14 protein-coding genes are annotated in these 17,290 nt (G+C 46.5%); 3 read left to right on the forward strand and 11 right to left on the reverse strand.

The window, feature by feature from the left end:
* Positions 1-22 precede the first annotated feature (22 nt).
* Together ACYCSE_RS02415 and ilvD are read left to right on the forward strand one after the other, a co-directional pair.
* Positions 23-271 (forward strand): KGG domain-containing protein, encoded by a 249-nt coding sequence (locus ACYCSE_RS02415; RefSeq protein WP_029515716.1) that lies wholly within the window; start codon positions 23-25, stop codon positions 269-271.
* Between the two features lie 344 nt (positions 272-615).
* A complete protein-coding gene (ilvD, locus tag ACYCSE_RS02420) occupies positions 616-2,304 on the forward strand; it encodes a dihydroxy-acid dehydratase (RefSeq protein ID WP_023989895.1) in 1,689 nt (562 codons plus the stop codon).
* A gap of 81 nt (positions 2,305-2,385) precedes the next feature.
* Here ilvD and ACYCSE_RS02425 read toward each other — a convergent pair whose 3' ends face one another.
* Positions 2,386-3,834 carry a polysaccharide deacetylase family protein gene (locus ACYCSE_RS02425; protein WP_459701205.1) on the reverse strand — a complete coding sequence of 483 codons (1,449 nt, stop codon included), beginning with the start codon at positions 3,832-3,834 and terminating at the stop codon, positions 2,386-2,388.
* A 178-nt stretch (positions 3,835-4,012) separates the two neighbouring features.
* On the opposite strand from ACYCSE_RS02425, the gene ACYCSE_RS02430 reads away from it, so the two are divergent.
* Positions 4,013-5,167, forward strand: a complete 1,155-nt coding sequence (locus ACYCSE_RS02430; protein WP_459701208.1) for an AI-2E family transporter — start codon at positions 4,013-4,015, stop codon at positions 5,165-5,167.
* Here ACYCSE_RS02430 and ACYCSE_RS02435 read toward each other — a convergent pair.
* From ACYCSE_RS02435 to alaS, 10 genes are all read right to left on the reverse strand, one after another.
* Complete coding sequence (locus ACYCSE_RS02435; protein WP_459701210.1) at positions 5,122-6,930, reverse strand: peptidoglycan D,D-transpeptidase FtsI family protein; 1,809 nt, start codon at positions 6,928-6,930, stop codon at positions 5,122-5,124. The two genes, ACYCSE_RS02430 and ACYCSE_RS02435, sit on opposite strands and share 46 nt — an antisense overlap.
* 256 nt (positions 6,931-7,186) lie before the next feature.
* Complete coding sequence (locus tag ACYCSE_RS02440; RefSeq protein WP_459701213.1) at positions 7,187-9,436, reverse strand: methyl-accepting chemotaxis protein; 2,250 nt, start codon at positions 9,434-9,436, stop codon at positions 7,187-7,189.
* A gap of 224 nt (positions 9,437-9,660) precedes the next feature.
* The gene (locus tag ACYCSE_RS02445) at positions 9,661-10,992 is read right to left on the reverse strand and encodes a peptidase U32 family protein (protein ID WP_459701215.1); all 1,332 of its coding nucleotides are present in this window, start codon (positions 10,990-10,992) and stop codon (positions 9,661-9,663) included.
* 37 nt (positions 10,993-11,029) lie between these two features.
* On the reverse strand, positions 11,030-11,959 hold the full coding sequence (locus ACYCSE_RS02450; RefSeq protein WP_459701217.1) for a peptidase U32 family protein: 930 nt from the start codon (positions 11,957-11,959) through the stop codon (positions 11,030-11,032).
* A gap of 11 nt (positions 11,960-11,970) precedes the next feature.
* Complete coding sequence (mltG, locus tag ACYCSE_RS02455) at positions 11,971-12,999, reverse strand: endolytic transglycosylase MltG (protein ID WP_061829279.1); 1,029 nt, start codon at positions 12,997-12,999, stop codon at positions 11,971-11,973.
* 94 nt (positions 13,000-13,093) lie between these two features.
* Entirely contained in the window at positions 13,094-13,399 is a 306-nt protein-coding gene (locus tag ACYCSE_RS02460; RefSeq protein ID WP_013311522.1) for a DUF1292 domain-containing protein, read from the reverse strand.
* Entirely contained in the window at positions 13,396-13,698 is a 303-nt protein-coding gene (locus ACYCSE_RS02465; RefSeq protein ID WP_013311523.1) for a DUF1292 domain-containing protein, read from the reverse strand. Before ACYCSE_RS02465 ends, ACYCSE_RS02460 begins: the two co-directional genes overlap by 4 nt.
* A gap of 13 nt (positions 13,699-13,711) precedes the next feature.
* Positions 13,712-14,128, reverse strand: a complete 417-nt coding sequence (gene ruvX / locus ACYCSE_RS02470; RefSeq protein ID WP_013311524.1) for a Holliday junction resolvase RuvX — start codon at positions 14,126-14,128, stop codon at positions 13,712-13,714.
* A 9-nt stretch (positions 14,129-14,137) separates the two neighbouring features.
* Positions 14,138-14,398, reverse strand: coding sequence for an IreB family regulatory phosphoprotein (locus ACYCSE_RS02475; protein ID WP_007431624.1), 261 nt, complete (start codon positions 14,396-14,398; stop codon positions 14,138-14,140).
* A 136-nt stretch (positions 14,399-14,534) separates the two neighbouring features.
* A complete protein-coding gene (alaS, locus tag ACYCSE_RS02480) occupies positions 14,535-17,168 on the reverse strand; it encodes an alanine--tRNA ligase (RefSeq protein WP_459701224.1) in 2,634 nt (877 codons plus the stop codon).
* Positions 17,169-17,290: the final 122 nt, after the last annotated feature.

Below are 17,290 nucleotides of genomic sequence, written 5' to 3' on the forward strand. Positions count from 1 at the left end.
TTTTATTAAGGAGTGATTTGTAATGGCACGTAATCAAAATCAGGAGAAAATGAGTCGCGAAGAAGCAGGTCGTATGGGTGGAGAAGCTACTTCCAAGAAGCACAATAAGGAATTTTATCAGGAGATTGGTAAAAAAGGCGGGGAAGCAACCGCAAACTCTCATGATAAAGAATTTTATCAGGAAATCGGCAAAAAGGGCGGCGATGCTACAGCTGAGTCGCATGACAAAAATTTCTACAGAGACATCGGTCGTAAAGGCGGCAGAAATTAAGCTGTAGTGTCATATTCCGCCCTCCTTTAACATAAAAACAAGCCTGAGCCCATCCGCTTTATTGCGAAATGGGCTTTTCATATTTTACCTGATACGCAAACCTATCAGTATACATATTTCTAATAGAATCACATTCTAACCTCTTCTAAATGCAATATATAGACAAATAAAACTGGTCATATCTATATATTGTTGATTACAGAACACTTCTTGTACTTTTTCAAAATCTTCATATATGTAGAAAAAAGCTCACATCTATGATAGACTCTTTAGAAAACATCTGCGCTATCACGGCGTCCATTGAACGCCATACTATTTTTATACTTTGGGGGGAAACCAGCATCATGACAGCTAAGACGAAAATGCGTTCCGATATGATTAAAAAAGGCTTTGACCGCGCTCCTCACCGCAGCTTGCTGCGCGCAGCGGGTGTCAAGGAAGAAGATTTTGACAAACCGTTTATTGCGGTATGCAACTCGTATATTGATATCGTACCGGGCCACGTCCATTTGCAGGAATTTGGCAAAATTGTCAAGCAAGCCATTCGTGAGGCAGGCGGTGTACCTTTCGAGTTTAACACCATCGGTGTAGATGACGGCATTGCCATGGGGCACATCGGTATGCGTTATTCTCTGCCGAGCCGTGAAATTATAGCTGACTCTCTGGAAACTGTCGTTTCCGCTCACTGGTTTGACGGCATGGTTTGTATTCCTAACTGTGATAAAATTACCCCTGGCATGATGATGGGCGCATTGCGCGTTAACATTCCAACTATTTTCGTCAGCGGCGGTCCTATGAAAGCTGGTAAAGACAAGAACGGACGCTCTATTTCCCTGACCTCCGTCTTTGAAGGCGTAGGTGCATATCAGGCTGGTAAAATCGACGATCAAAGCTTGCTTGAATTAGAACAATATGGCTGTCCGACATGTGGCTCCTGTTCAGGGATGTTCACAGCGAATTCCATGAACTGTCTCGCAGAAGCGATGGGTCTGGCTATGCCGGGTAACGGCACCATTCTTGCTGTAGCAGAAGAACGTAAAGAATTCGTTAAACAATCTGCACGCCAATTAATGGAATTGATTAAGCTGGATCTTAAACCACGTGATATCGTGACTAAAGAAGCTATTGATAATGCATTTGCATTGGATATGGCAATGGGCGGTTCCACGAATACCGTATTGCATACATTGGCACTTGCCCATGAAGCAGAAGTAGACTACCCTATCGAACGTATTAATGAAGTCGCAAACCGCGTACCTCATTTGTCCAAATTGGCACCTGCTTCCGACTATCATATCGAGGATGTTCATAATGCAGGCGGCGTAAGCGCAGTCCTGAATGAATTGTTGAAGAAACCGGGCGCACTGCATGGTGACTGTATTACAGTAACCGGAAAAACCATTCGTGAAAACGTAGAGGGTCAGGAAATTCTGGACACTAACGTTATCCATAAACTGGACAACCCGTATTCCGAACGTGGCGGTCTGGCTGTATTATTCGGTAATCTGGCACCGCAAGGCTCCATCATTAAAGTCGGTGCAGTTGATCCTTCGGTTGGTGGTTATCACAAAGGTCCTGCTATCTGCTTTGATTCACAGGAAGATGCACTGGCAGGTATCGCCAACGGTAAAATTAATGAAGGACACGTTGTTGTTATCCGTTATGAAGGTCCAAAGGGCGGACCTGGTATGCCTGAAATGCTCGCTCCAACTTCACAAATCGTGGGCATGGGGCTTGGTGCCAAGGTGGGTCTGATTACAGACGGACGCTTCTCAGGTGCTTCCCGTGGTATCTCCATCGGTCATATTTCCCCCGAAGCCGCAGAAGGGGGACCTATCGCTTTTGTTGAGGACGGCGATATCATTGAGCTGGACTTGAACAATCGTAAGATTGAGCTCCACATTACGGACGAAGAATTCGAACGTCGTCGCGCCAACTGGAAAGGCTTTGAGCCGAAGGTGAAAACGGGTTACCTGGCGCGTTATTCCAAGCTGGTGACGAACGCAAGTAACGGCGGAATTATGAAAATCTAAAGCTTTGCTAAGATATGCTTTATGAACGGCTAAAAAGCCTCCCGACCCCTAACAAAGGATCGAGAGGCTTTTTTTATTAGGTCAATTGCTTGATCCTGTATCCGCTGCTTGTGAAGCCCTGACTGATGTCTGAACAGGATTAGACTCTTCGGTCACTTCACAGTTGAGTGTATGGACAACATCCCTCTGATCAGTTTGATCAAGAGCTTGGTCTGAGCGGAGTGAGCCTCCCTGATGGAAACGGTCAAACAAGGTATCCATTGGCATCACAATCAGTTTCGGTACCATTACATCTTTTTTTTCACTCAACTGTTCTGAACCCAAAGGATGGATGACACTAAATAACAGCTTTAAATATACGGTGGACACATGCTTGAACAGTCCTTGGGGAAGCTCTCGAACTTGAAATCCCAACTTCTCTGGTCCCCGATGAATCATACTTACTGCATAGACCGCCTTTACACCATTCATTCCAGAATCATGTACAATCCGTTGGGCAAGATCAGGAAGTTGTTTTTTTACAATCCGAATCAATTGAATAGCTAGATGTACCATCGACTTTGCCGTCGAACCCAATTGAAACAACATTTTATTATCAAAATGAAGCTCGATTACCGGGTCCCCTTTTTCTAGCCACCTGCCGTTCTCCAAGTTTACATTTGGCCCATGATAGATACGGCGACGATAATAAAAGATCGTATCCTCCTTGCTTACGGGACGAAGACGGAACAAAGCGTGGAATAACCGCTCGTACTGTAGCCATCCGAATACCAGCGTTCTTTTAAACCAGCCCGTACTGGACATCTCGGAGGCAGTGGGTTTATTGACAGACTGACGGCAAAACAATGTATCCACCCGTACGCTACGTAATTGCCGTTCTTGCGCGACCATCAGTAGCTTCTCCAGCGCGATTAGCATATTCTGTGGCGCTTCTACGTCTGCCCCCAATGTCGTACCACAATCATGGAGCAGCATCACCTCGCCACCCCTCAGCTTTTTGAGCATTCTCTCCGCTAATTGTTTCGCTCCGATGCTGGCCTTCCAGTCCCCGAACATGGAAGACCATAATACGATTCGACGACCATTGGTTTTGGAAATATCAAAAAAATTCACAATCCCCCAAGGCGGACGATAAAAGGTCGTTCCTTCGCCAGTTACTCGACGGATAACTGACTCTGTCTGGGCAATTTGTCTTCTGACGGTAACAGGCCGCATCAGCCAATTCGATTTGTGCACATAATTATGAATACCGATCAGATGACCTTCATCATGCATGCGTTTCAGAAGCTCAGGGTGTTTTTCCGCATTCATCCCTACAACAAAAAAAGTAGCCTTGGCATCAAAACGCTTTAGTAAATCAAGCAACTGTGATGTATACACTGGATCAGGACCATCATCAAAGGTGAGCGCATATTCTTGCTCACTTTTGCCGCGCCGGAACACCCGGAACCCAAATATACGACTAACCAGCGCCGGAATAAAAGCATAAAAAGTTGAAATGTAAAACATCCATAACAGCAAAGTCTGCACGTTTTATCCCCACTTTTCTATTCTGAACTCCCAAGCAGGCTTCCTGAGGAAAACTCACTTACTTATATGTTAGCATAAAGACGTAAGCATGCCGAGATTTCACTATTGTATATGGTCAGCATTGAGGTCCAATTTAGTGTACAATAAGTAAAAATCTTAAAGGAGTCGTTGTATACATATGCTTCCATTGTACAAAAAATATTGGCGTACCGTTTTTGATATCGGACTGATCGTATTAACCGTGTATTTAATTATGTTCGTATCCAGCAAACTGTACCAGCTGGCGGCACCTGTGTTCCTTTCGTTCGTCGTGTTCTGGTGCATTGAACCTGCCGCTCGTTATTTTCATCGCAAGGGAATGAAGAAGCCCTTCGCCTCAGCGCTCTCCGTATTGCTGTTTATCATCCTTTTACTTGCTATTTTTTTCGGATTGGGCCTGATTCTGGTTACGCAATTTACGAAAGTCGCGCAAAACCTCCCACATTATACGCAGATTATCCAAACGGAATTCACGCGGTATCTTCATCTTTCTCAAGATAAAATTGCTGCTTTACCTCCGGGTGTTACCGAACGTGTAAATGATTATTTTGCGACTGCCACCACCATTGCTACGAAATGGGCACAGCTAGGGTTATCCTTTTTCATACAATTCCTCAGCTCTTTCACTGTTTTTATGGGCAACTTTGCGGTTGCGATCATTTTAGCGTTCTTTTTAAGTATGGAAATTAATCTTTGGAAGCGAATTGCCCGTAGTAAAACACCCAAGACACTAAAAACGGCTTACCTTTTTCTGAAAAATCACGTACTTAAAGCTATCTCCGCTTTTCTCAAGGCTCAAGCTCTACTGGTAGGGATTACCTTTGTTCTCGTATTTATAGGTTTACTCATTTTGCAAGTGGATAATGCCCTCTCATTGGCGCTCGTGGCAGCTTTGTTTGATATCCTGCCCTTGTTGGGTGTGCCTGTTATTTTTATTCCGTGGGCAGTGTATTTGTTCATCACAGGTAATACTGGCCTGGCTGTAGGGTTGCTTATTGTCATGGCTGTCACGGTGATCGTCCGCCAGCTGGCAGAGCCTAAAATTACTGGTAACTCCATCGGTGTTTCATCTGCCTATCTGATGCTTTCCTTTGCCATTATATCGTTATCCATCTTCGGATTGGCCGGATTAATCCTGTCCCCAATTCTGATCATTTTGCTCAAGGAATTGTGGCAGCAAGGTTATCTGCAGCAATGGATTCGGTTTCCGACAGAGGAATTTGATGAGCCTCCATTTATCGTCAAAATTCAGGAGGAAGATCGTGTAGCTACTCGTGGAACTGAGGAAGATTGAGCTAGTATATCCATTACTTGACCGAACAGTGCTGTAGCTTGATTTGTAGAATGTGTTGAAGCATTTTGCACAAGGACGGCGACCGCATAACGGGGCCGCTCTATCGGACCATACCCTATAAACCACTGGTGATTGATAGGGTGACCGTTCTTCAAAGCTTGGGCGGTACCTGATTTGCCGGCCAGATTCCATGATTTACTACGCAAGGAGGCACCCGTCCCCTGTGTCACAACCTTTTCCATTGCTTCACGAAGCATGCGAGCCGTCGATGTGTGAATCGAGCGACTACCCTCGGATGAAGGTACAGCATGAGTAGGTAGTTCCAGTAAGGTGTTTCCGTCTGCGTAGCTAATGCGTTTGACAATGCGTGGTGCATGTACTTGACCATCGTGCAGCAAGGTGACGATGAGATTAGCAGCTTGGAGAGGCGTTACCAGCACATCGCGCTGACCGATAGCTGTCTGTACACGTACGCCCGGATCAGACGCGTTTGTATGGGAGCCGAATACGGCTCCCTTTTCTTCGTGATCCAGCGGTCTGAATTGAGGTAGCCCTGCAAGATTCCGCTCCTGCCAGCCCACAGTTCGGCCCAATCCCAGTGCAGAGGCTGTGGCCTGAATTTGCTCAGAATTAAGCCGTTCACCGAGATGAGCGAACACACTATTACAGGATACGGCAAGCCCTTCCTCCAGGTTCAGGGTACCGTGTCCTTCTTTTTTCCAGCAAGCCAAACCGTACTTGCCATAAGTTCCATGACAATGGAATTGTTCCTGCGGTTGGACAACACCTGATTCAAGTGCAGCAGCAGCCGTAACCAACTTAAAAATGGAACCAGGCGTTATCGCCTTAAGTGCACGATTAGACCAGTCTGTTTTTTTCTGGGGATCAACATGACCGGGATTATAAAAAGGGCGAGACACCATCGCCAGTACATCCGCGTTGCCTGCATCGAGCACTACCACGGCTCCTTCTGCCAAATGACTAGATTCCGTCAGCTTTTCAATCTGTTCCTGTATAGGTAGATCAATTGTAGTCTGTACCTGTAATGGATAGTGACCATTGGATGGAGCACTGACACGCAGCGGTACATGAGTCAATGGACGACGCTGCGCATCTACAAATCGGGAGACGAACGTTTCACCGACGCCGCTCAGCAGCGGCTCCAACGTTCTTTCCAGCCCGGCTGCCCCCATTGGCAGTTCACTCGCTCGGTCGGCACGATTATACAGAAAGCCAAGCCATTGCCTGCCATTGGGCAAATCCCTGTAACGTTTCGCATAAGGTACAAGCTCGATAAGCGAAGGGGCTAGCTTCAGCAGCTTGCCTGCTTCATGCGGATTGATTTGTACGGGCTCTCCGCCCCCATCACGCCATATGAGCGGGGATTGCAGTCCTTTCCATCGTGTCAGTAGTTGATTCTTGTCCGTACGCAGTAGCTTAGCCAGTTCTTCGCCATGTATAGCCGCTTTGCCATCTACATCGGGAAAAAGCAATGGCGCCCATACGACTCCGCCAGTCAAGGTTTGCCCATGCCGGTCCGTAAACTGTCCACGTCCAGAGTCGATAGAAATGCCCTCCTGTCGCTGACGTGCTGACATTTCCTTAAGCGAATGCCCTCCATAAACAGACATATGAATGCCCGCTGTCCCCTGAATCCAAGCCAGTCGGAATAATAAAATCAGCAGTAGCGCCATCACCCCCAAGGCCATATATGCAATTCGACGTTTTCGTATGAAACTGCTACCACGCCTCGGCACACCCATCCTTCTTTCATCATTTTTCCAGTAGTATGTCCTGTAGTTGAAAAAGAAAACCCACTCAACTTTTAACGTGAATGGGTTTCCGAATTTAATAAAAAACCGTAATAAAAATAGTAATGGCCAGCACAACCCAAGCTACCTTTGTGTTTGTATTCATCTTTTGCTTTCCTTCTTGAGGGATTTTTAAGCACATCCACTAATAAAAAGTACAAAACCACGGAGATCAGTGACAATCCTGATTCCCATGGTTTGGTTATATCTACACCGTAAACCGCGAAAGCTGTTCCTTCAAATTCACCGATACTCCTTCCAGCTTATCCGACAAACCTACCAGTTGATTACCGATATTGGCCTGCTCAGTGCTGAGCGAAGCGACTTCCTGCGAAGTAGCCGAGGATTGCTCGGCCACCGCACTTACATTGGTCATTGCCTCGGACAAAGTGGTCTGCGATTCACTCAGATGATGAATGGAGGCGGTGACCGTTCCCAATCGTAGCGCGAACTCTCCCATTTGCTGCTGCACCGATTGGAAAATGTCCGTTGTTTCCTGCACGGCTCCCATCTGTTCCCGGAACAGCGGGTACACCTCAGATAATGCCTGTACCGTTTCATTCATTTCATTGACGATGTTGTTAGTAATGCCTGTAGCCGTACGAATAGCTTGACGTGATTGTTCAGCCAACTGCCGAACTTCATTAGCTACCACCATAAAACCACGCCCCGCTGTCCCCGCTCGTGCCGCTTCAATCGTCGCATTCAGTGATAGAATATTCGTTTGTTTCGCAATATCCTGTAGTACGTCCAGCACCTTAAATACATCCGAAGTTGTCTGCTTCAGTTCATCTACTTTGCCCACCAGAGCATGCGTAGTTTCTTCCGTAACCCGAGTCTTGCCTAATAGATTTTTCAGCTGAATGGTCCCTTTTTCACTGGATTGTTCAACTTCTTGTGCGACCAGACTCATTTCATAATTGGAAGCCATCACCGTATCCATTTGCTGAGATATATTCCCGGTTAGTCCGCTGCCACGTTCAGCCTCTGTTGCCAAACTGGCGGCGCCGTGAGCAATCTCTTCCGTTGCTGCTGCAATTTCTTTGGCTGAAATGGCTGTCTTCTTCGAGGCATCGCCTAGTTCTGTCGCTGTATTCAGAACTTCCTGAGCTGAGGCATTCGTCTGTTGTACCAGCAATGTAATTTGCTCCATCATCATATCAAAGCTTTCTGACAACTGCCCAATTTCATCCTGAGCCTTATAGTTCGTTCGGATTTGCAAGTTACCTTTGGCGCCTTCGACCATTAAATCCTTCAGATGTGTCAATGGACGAGCCACGAGGCGCACGATCCACAGGCCAATGAACAATGCAATGAGTGCAGCCACTGCAGCAAATATCCAGGTTGTGGTTAGAATCCCCTTAGCGTCTCTCACCAGCTCAGATACAGGTACTACACCCACGAGAATCCACTTGGAAGTTCCCAGCGTATTATGAACCGCAAGCACACTTTGCTTTTTGCCGTCTGCTTCCTGCTCCATAATTTGATTTCCTTCGATTCCTTCAAGCTTGGAAACGTAATCCAGCTTTGTCTTCCCTCCTGTCAAGCTCTCATTGTTAGAGCCTACAAACTCACCCTTGTCTGTCACAAGGCTAATCATACTGCCTGAGCCCAAATTAATACCTTTCAATTCGTCCTCCACCGCACTGGACTTTAAATCCATAACCAGAACATAAGTCCCTCCCAACCCGGACATGCTGTTCATGGAGCGTGCCAGACGAAAGGTCTTGCTACCATTGTCATTCACCTGCGTAGGTAGCCAAACAATTCCCTTGTTTTTCAAAATATCCTTAAACCACGCTTCCTGCCGTACATCCTTTTGTGTTCCGGTGCCCATAGCAGCTAAATTGGTTTCTTCCGGGTACAAGTACATTGAATCAATCGCTTTATTCGTAAAAGCAAGATTCGTTAGCTTCTTATTCACTTCGCCCATAGCAACAAAAGATGCAAAGGGATTTTTATCTTGCTTTACTGCCTTTTGCAACTGATCACTTAATTCAGTATCGAAAAATACCTGTGTCGATGTGTCTTGAAAGCGCTCTAGAATAATATCAAGCTTTTCTGAAGTTTGCTGGACGGTCTGCTGATAAGCCGTAGCTGCATTTTGCTCAATCGTACTTTTAGCCTTGTAGTATGAGAGCATCCCCAGGCTGACCACAAATAACATAATTGCCGCAAAAAAGATCAGAAACAACTTCATTCCAACCGAACGTATCGGATTATAGTTTTTGACCAAATGCATGAAATCTTTACTGTACCTTTCCGGCTTAAGTAAACGCTTTAAATTGTGTGTACCTTTACGAGTCGCTTTAGCTACCCAGGGGGCAACCTTCGAAGACGCCGCACCCGTTTTTTCCCCTTTTTCCGTGGTCACTTTACTGCCTTTCAAACCCTGCATTTGATCCGTTTTCTTGGGTTGCCTTTTTACTGTATTCCCCTCTTTTTTCCGTAAACCCATTCCTCTCACCTACCACCATATAATTAGTTTCTAATTCCACGTCATCCATTATGTATCTATTATCTATATAACTTCTATCGGAACTATTCGACAAGGAATGTAGCTTTCCTTTGAGTATCAACTAAATTTAGTGAAACTTTTTTCCTAGAAAACTATTCAAAAAAAAGCCTCTCCAACCGATAGGAGAGGCTTTTGAATCTTTTTGTCTGTGACTTAAGGCTTATTTACTTCTTTTTACGCATCATATCAAAATACGATACGGGTTGATCTACCTTCATTCTAATTCGTTGAAGCGGGTGACGAGCAGCATCCAATTCGTTGCCTTCCTCATCCCAGATCGTTTCGACCGTTTGTTTAAAAAATGTTCCGTTCGGGCCGAAAAATTCAATTTCATGACCGGGTTTAAAATGGTTCCGTTGTTGAATAGTTGCGATGCCACTTGCGGCATCATAATCCATAACCAGTCCAGCAAAATCATAAGGGACTGCTTTTTCTTCTGGCTCATAAATATGATCCTCATGATCCGGTGTATCGTAGAAAAATCCTGTATTCAGCGGGCGATTGGCTGCCTTGTTAATTTCTTCAATCCATTCTGGTTTGAGCACATAATTTTCAGGATCAGCCATATAGGAATCAATCGCTTGACGATAGACATTCACGACCGTAGCCACATAGTGGATAGACTTCATACGTCCCTCTACTTTAAAACTGTCTACACCTACATCAATCAGATCAGGGACATTTTCAATCATACACAGATCCTTGGAACCCATAGAAAAAGCATTATCGCTCTCTTCAAACAGTGGAAGCTGGTTAACACCGAGTTGGAACTGTTTCAGTGCATTGCTGTCCTGTACCTCTTCCTCAGATATCCAAACTTCACCTGGGCGCGCATCCTCAAACAAATCGTATTTCCAGCGGCAAGACTGACAACATCCCCCACGATTGGAATCACGGTCTGTAAAGTGATTGGACAACACGCAGCGGCCGGAAAATGAAGAGCACATCGCACCATGGACGAAAGCTTCGATTTCGATGTCCACATGCTTTTTAATTTCTTCGATTTCCTCCAGACTGGTCTCACGACCCAGTACCACACGCGGTAGTCCTTCGTTTTTCCAAAACTTTACCGCTTGCCAGTTCAGCGTGGACTGCTGTGTGCTCAAATGCACTTCCAATCCAGGAACAGCACGCAATGCCACGGATACAATAGCCGGATCAGCGACAATAACGGCATGAATTCCTGCCTCGTACAGATTGCGCAAGTATTCCTCGATTCCGGCAATATCTTCATTGTGGGCATAGATATTGGTAGCCACAAGCACCTTAGCACCGTACTTGTTGGCAAATTCTACACCTTCTCGCATTTCTTCAAAACTGAAATTATCGGCGTTAGAACGCAGGCCATATTTTTGTCCACCAATATATACAGCATCCGCGCCATAGTGAACGGCAAACTTCAGCTTTTCCAGATTTCCGGCAGGAGCCAACAGCTCCGGCTTATCCAGACGATTCCGTTTACCTATATATTTTCTCGTTTTGGTTATCGTCCCCATGACGTTCCCCCCTCTGTGAATTCAATTCATTTTAAAATTAATAAACCTGCTCTTTATAGAAAAATCCGAAGGAAAGTTCCCGTTCTGGATCTTGAAGACGGCGAACTTCATCCAGCCAGCTTTCATCATAAGCATAAGCATCCGGGTCAGCTGTATAAGTATCTATTGCTTTACGATAAGCACGAACAACCGCCTCATTGTAAGCCGTAGGTTTCAATAAGCCTTCGATCTTAAAGCTATGCACGCCCGCCTCCATTAGAATATGCAGGTCCTCCATGATGCAAAAATCATCTGAACTCATAATATGTGTCCCATTAATATCCTCGTAGATGGGGAACTTTTCTTCCTTCCGCTCTGCTTCAATCAGAAACAAGCCGCGCCCTCTGCCCAAATCGCCTTCTACATTACGTCCCTGATGCAGCATATAACTTTGAACAAGCTTACGCTTGGAATGATAAATATTGGTCATACCATGTACCTGAACCTGTGCTTCTATGTTCAACTTTGGTATCATTTCGGTAATTTCATCCATACTGAGCTCACGAGCCAAAATGACCCGGGAAGCCCCTTTTTCACCCCAATAGTTGGCGGTTGCGAAGTTGGTGGAGATCATCTCACCGTTCCAGAACAGCTTAAGATGCGGAGCATACTCCTTCACGGCCATGAGCACTGCGGGATCATTAAACTCAATGGCATCAATGCCGCATCCAGCTAGGGTCTGCACATATTCGGGAAGGAGCGGCAATAGCTCGTTCGTCATCAAATTCGTCATGGATACATATACCTGTGCCGTATGCTTGCGTGCCTCTTCCACCACTTCACGGATTTGGTCAGGGGTAAAATGTCCCGGCAGCCGCATTCCAAAGCGGTCATCTCCAATAAGTAATGCAGTAGCTCCAGCCTCCAGCATATGGCGGGCATCCTCCAGAGAGCTGGCAGTTGCCAGTAGTTCGGGTTTGTAAGCCATAGGCTCACCTCCTAATTTGTCTTACGGTTACTTACCTGAATGTTATGCAAATGTTCTTTATACGTTTTGGCAAACAAATGTTCATGTGTCCCATCTTTTTTGGTCACATAAAATAAATAATCTGTAGCTTTTGGCTGTAAAGCCGCTATCACTGAGTTTAGACTGGGACTTGCAATCGGCCCTGGCGGAAGTCCCAGATGCAAATACGTATTATAAGGGCTTTTCACAGCCAAATCCTTGTAATACAGCCGTTCTTTTTGCTTGTCCAGCATATATTGAACCGTAGCATCAATTTCCAGCTTCTTCCCCTGTTTGAGCCGGTTATAAATGACGCCAGCTACTACAGACCGCTCATCTTCCACAACCACTTCGCGCTCTACGAGAGAAGCAACTGTCAGCAGTTGATGCAGCGTTTCATCCCGCTGTTTCAACTTGGCATCCAAATCGGAAACAGTTTCTAACCGCTTTTGTGTCTGTTCTAGCATCACCTGTATAATATCTTTGGCCGTACTGCCCTTTTTCAGCTCATAGGTTTCCGGGAAAAGATAGCCCTCCAGCGCATAGCGAAGCCCCGCCTGCTTTGGAATGTCCCGCACTAGCGCGACGTCAAAAGCGGACGGATCGTTGGCCAGCTGCAAAAATTGCTGCCGATCTGCCAATCCTTCCTTTTGCAGCTTATCAGCCATCTGTCTAATCGTAAAACCTTCCGGAATTGTAAACCGAATCATTTCCTCTTTGACAACATCTCCGGCCGATAACTTAGTAATCAACTGATCAAAGGTTGCGCCAGGCTGCGCTTCATATTTTCCGGCCTGAAATGCGCTTCCTTGCTGTTTGAATTTCACATAAGCCTTAAACACGAACGCATTACGTATAAGTCCCTTCTGCTCCAGCGTATCTGCAATTGCCGATGTTCCTGTTCCCTGCACCACCGTAAAAGCAACGGGTTGTGTTTGGGGCTGAACAGGCTGCATGGCATTCCAAATATAGAGGGTTGCCCCTCCTGCTATAATGATAAGCAGTAGAAACAACGTAAACATCCTCGTCCTTCGCTTCACATCCACCCAACTCCTTCACAGCCAAAAAGGGCGGACTGGTCCGCCCTTTCAGGTTTGATCTCATCGCTATCCAGACTTACAGTTCTTCCGGCAACGTACATTCATCGTACAGTTCGGAAATATCTTCCCACTCATCATCATCTTCAATGGTGGTGATGGAGATTTCGCCGTCTGTGGATGAGCTTACATGGTATAGTTCATGTTCGCCAACAGCAGCCCCAGGTCTACGCAATACAGCGTACCGTTGTTCACCTACCTTGAACTCTGCTTCCAATTCCATGCGAATTGCATGGCCCTGTTCATCCTGTAACTCTACATCGCCGTCGAACGTTTCCTTCAAATCAGAGGTCCAACTCAGGTCTTCACGTGAATAGCTCGTCATTTCCCGTCTTCCTCTTCCTCTTCTTCTACAAATGTATTAAAGGTCTCTTCGACGATTTCCCATTCGGCATCGTCTTGGATCACAAACAATTTAATATCATCGCCTTCTTCCTCGTAACGGAAGGCGTACACATCGGACTCATCAGCTTCAGGGTCCACTGGCGCAACCATCATGTACTTCGCTTCGGAACCATCTACCTCAAACTTCATAATGACCTCGAACTCTTCCTCGTTGCCCTCGTCATCGGCAATATAAATAATTTCCGGCTCTTCTTCCATACCCACTTGATTTTCAGCCATTACGAAATCCCCCTCACCTTGTACTGTGTGCGTCCAAATAGTTTTGCAAGATCAGGCTTGCGGCCAGTTTATCTACCACCTGCTTGCGTTTTTTTCGGCTGACGTCGGCCTCCAGAAGCGCACGCTCCGCCGAACGCGTCGTCAGCCGTTCATCCCAAAGGTGAACGGGTAAACCCAGTAACTCCTTGAGTCGGTTCGCAAACTCGATGCAAATCTCACCGCGTGGACCCACGGTTCCGTTCATGTTTTTCGGCAAGCCTACAACAATCTCGCCGACCTCATTGTCACGAACCAAATTTGCAATTTTACCGAACTCGCTGTCGTCACCGCGTCGTTCTATGACTTCCAATCCTTGGGCGGTCCAGCCGAAGGCATCACTTACGGCGACCCCAATTCGGCGATCCCCGTAATCTAATCCCATTACTTTCATGCCTGTCTCCTAACGGTGCTTGGCGAGATAGAAACGAACCAACTCTTCAATCAACTCATCGCGTTCTTTTTTACGTACCAGGCTTCTGGCATTATTATGCCGTGGCACATAAGCCGGATCACCGGATAGCAAATAGCCGACGATTTGATTGATCGGATTGTATTCTTTTTCCACCAGCGCATCATATACGGTCAACAAAATCTCCTGAGCAGAAGCTTCCTTCTCATCTGCCTTGACATTAAATTTGACCGTTTTGTCCATGGAATCCATTGTTGACACCTCGCTTCCACAAAACATGTGTACATGTTTATGCCAGCTTATTCTTTTACATCATACCATAAGCAAAGCCCTACAAGGAAATATCTAAGCCCGTTTTTTCCCAAAAATCCGCAAAAATTATCGAACTTTATCCTTGTGAGGCTGCCGACACCAGTTCATGCGCACGTTGAAGTGCTTCGTCCAGCTTGCTGGCATCCTTACCACCGGCTTGCGCCATGTCAGGTCGTCCGCCACCACCGCCACCGCATACGGCAGCAATTTCTTTCACGAGCTTGCCTGCATGAAGTCCAGCCTTGGTATACTCTGCCGGAACTGCTACGACAAAATTAACTTTGTCGTCCATTGCAGCGCCGAGCACCAGCACAGCAGCCGGAAGTTTTCCTTTCAGTTCATCAGCAATCGCACGCAACGCGTCCATGCTGGAAGCCTGCACGCGTGCAGCCAACAGCTGCACCCCGCCTGCTTGCACGACCTGATCAGTCAGTTGGCCCGCCTCAATAACGCTCAGCTTGCTTTGCAGCGATTCATTTTCACGACTGAGGTCTTTAATTTGTTGCTGCAAAGATTCGATACGCTTTGGCACCTCAGAGAGCTTGGATTTTACAAGCCCAGCCGACACCTTCAACAGCTCTAATTGACCTTCCATATATTCAAAGCCAAAACGTCCGGTCACCGCTTCGATACGACGTACACCTGATCCAATGCCGCTCTCGCTGACAAGCTTGAACAAGCCAATTTGCGAAGTATTGCTGACATGACAGCCACCGCATAGTTCAATGCTATAATCGCCTACCTTAACGACCCGTACGATATCTCCATACTTTTCACCGAACAGCGCCATTGCTCCGAGAGCCTTGGCTTCATCAATCGGTTTCAGTTCAATATTAACGTCTAGTTGGCTCCAGATGGCACGGTTTACACGCAGTTCAATATCCGCCAGTTCTTCTGGTGTAATGCTTCCAAAATGGGAGAAGTCAAAACGCAGACGCCCAGGCTCTACCAAAGAACCCGCCTGATTGACATGGTCACCCAGCACTTCTTTAAGCGCTTTGTGAAGCAAATGTGTAGCCGTATGGTTTTTCTCTATTTCTCCACGTGAAGCTTGATCTACTTCTGCTTTCACCGTATCGCCAACGTTCAGCTCACCGGCTTCTACAACAACCTGATGCACATGCTGACCTTGTGGCGCCTTAAACAGCCCTTCGACCTTCGCGGTTACCGTACCTCCACGCAGCAAGCCTTGGTCACTGACTTGTCCTCCGCTTTCGGCATAGAAAGGAGTCACATCCAGCACGACCTGACAAGACTGCCCTTCACTAACACTGTCCACCAGTACATCTTCATATACAATCGCCACTATTTTAGACTCAGTTATGAGGTCATTATATCCAACAAATTCACTTTTAACCGCCAGATCGGACAAAGCTCCGCCCTGAATCTTCATGCTGGCGCTGTCCTGATGAGCATCACGGGCACGTTTGCGTTGCTCCTGCATCGCTTCATCAAAACCTTCACGGTCTACTTTCAAGCCTTGCTCGTCCGCATAATCCTCTGTGAGATCGAACGGGAACCCGTACGTATCATACAGTTTGAAGGCATCTGCTCCGCTAATGACATTGCGACCTTCGGCTTTCGCCTGAGCACTGATATCGGACAAAATGGCCAATCCATCTGTCAGTGTTTCATGGAAGCGTTCCTCTTCCGTTTTGATCACTTTGATGATGAAATCACGCTTGTCCACTACCTCAGGGTAATACACACCCATGACATCCCCAACGGTTTCCACCAGCTCAAACATAAATGGACGGTTCATACCGAGCATTTTTCCATAGCGCACAGCCCGACGCAGCAAACGGCGGATCACGTAACCCCGTCCTTCATTAGAAGGCAGCACACCATCACCAATTGCAAAAGCTACGGTGCGGACATGGTCAGCAATAACCTTAAGAGCCACGTCACTGTCCACATTTTCGTTATATTTGACTCCTGCCATCGCCGCTGTTTTTTGGATTAGTGGCTGGAAGATATCCGTATCAAAGTTGGAATCCACATTTTGCAAAATGGATGCAAAACGCTCTAATCCAGCCCCTGTATCAATATTTTTGTTTGGAAGCGGCGTATAGCTGCCGTCTTTGTTATGGTTGAATTGTGAGAATACGAGGTTCCACACTTCCAGATAACGCTCATTTTCTCCCCCTGGATACATTTCAGGGTCCGTCATGTCGCTACCGTAGGCTTCGCCACGATCATAAAAGATTTCCGTACAAGGTCCACAAGGGCCTTCACCGATATCCCAGAAGTTATCTTCCAGTTTGATGATACGTTCGGCAGGAAGTCCAACTTTTTCGTTCCACAACTTGTACGCTTCCTCATCCTCAGGATATACAGTTACAGCCAGACGTTCCGGATCAAAACCAATCCATTTCGGGTCCGTCAGAAACTCCCATGCCCATGTAATGACTTCTTCCTTAAAATAGTCACCAATGGAAAAGTTGCCGAGCATTTCGAAAAAAGTATGATGACGGCGCGTTTTACCGACATTCTCAATGTCGTTCGTCCGGATACATTTTTGCGAATTAGCAATACGTGGATTCTCCGGCTTCACACGTCCGTCAAAATAAGGCTTAAGCGGCGCCATACCCGCATTAATCCACAGCAGGGAAGGATCTTTATGTGGAACAAGCGGTGCGCTTGGTTCAATCACATGTCCCTTGCTTTCAAAAAACTCCAGCCATTTGGAGCGGATTTCACTAGCTTTCATATAAGTAGCCTCCTAATTATGGTGTCACTGGTTCCTGGCACTGGCCATAAAAAAACAGAAAAACGCCCCTGAACGGATCAGGGACGATTGTATCGCGGTACCACCCTGGTTAACGCCGTCCC

The sequence above is a fragment of the Paenibacillus sp. SEL1 genome, assembly GCF_054602535.1.

Excerpts from the sequence above, each read along its gene's own strand:
- ACYCSE_RS02475 (WP_007431624.1), bottom strand. The coding sequence starts at position 14,398 with ATGGATTCCATGGACAAAACGGTCAAATTTAATGTCAAGGCAGATGAG.
- ACYCSE_RS02430 (WP_459701208.1), top strand. The coding sequence starts at position 4,013 with ATGCTTCCATTGTACAAAAAATATTGGCGTACCGTTTTTGATATCGGA.
- ACYCSE_RS02450 (WP_459701217.1), bottom strand. The coding sequence starts at position 11,959 with ATGGCTTACAAACCCGAACTACTGGCAACTGCCAGCTCTCTGGAGGAT.
- ACYCSE_RS02460 (WP_013311522.1), bottom strand. The coding sequence starts at position 13,399 with ATGACGAGCTATTCACGTGAAGACCTGAGTTGGACCTCTGATTTGAAG.
- ACYCSE_RS02415 (WP_029515716.1), top strand. The coding sequence starts at position 23 with ATGGCACGTAATCAAAATCAGGAGAAAATGAGTCGCGAAGAAGCAGGT.
- ACYCSE_RS02445 (WP_459701215.1), bottom strand. The coding sequence starts at position 10,992 with ATGGGGACGATAACCAAAACGAGAAAATATATAGGTAAACGGAATCGT.
- ACYCSE_RS02435 (WP_459701210.1), bottom strand. The coding sequence starts at position 6,930 with ATGGGTGTGCCGAGGCGTGGTAGCAGTTTCATACGAAAACGTCGAATT.
- ACYCSE_RS02465 (WP_013311523.1), bottom strand. The coding sequence starts at position 13,698 with ATGGCTGAAAATCAAGTGGGTATGGAAGAAGAGCCGGAAATTATTTAT.
- mltG (WP_061829279.1), bottom strand. The coding sequence starts at position 12,999 with ATGTTTACGTTGTTTCTACTGCTTATCATTATAGCAGGAGGGGCAACC.
- ruvX (WP_013311524.1), bottom strand. The coding sequence starts at position 14,128 with ATGAAAGTAATGGGATTAGATTACGGGGATCGCCGAATTGGGGTCGCC.
- ACYCSE_RS02440 (WP_459701213.1), bottom strand. The coding sequence starts at position 9,436 with ATGGGTTTACGGAAAAAAGAGGGGAATACAGTAAAAAGGCAACCCAAG.
- alaS (WP_459701224.1), bottom strand. The coding sequence starts at position 17,168 with ATGAAAGCTAGTGAAATCCGCTCCAAATGGCTGGAGTTTTTTGAAAGC.
- ilvD (WP_023989895.1), top strand. The coding sequence starts at position 616 with ATGACAGCTAAGACGAAAATGCGTTCCGATATGATTAAAAAAGGCTTT.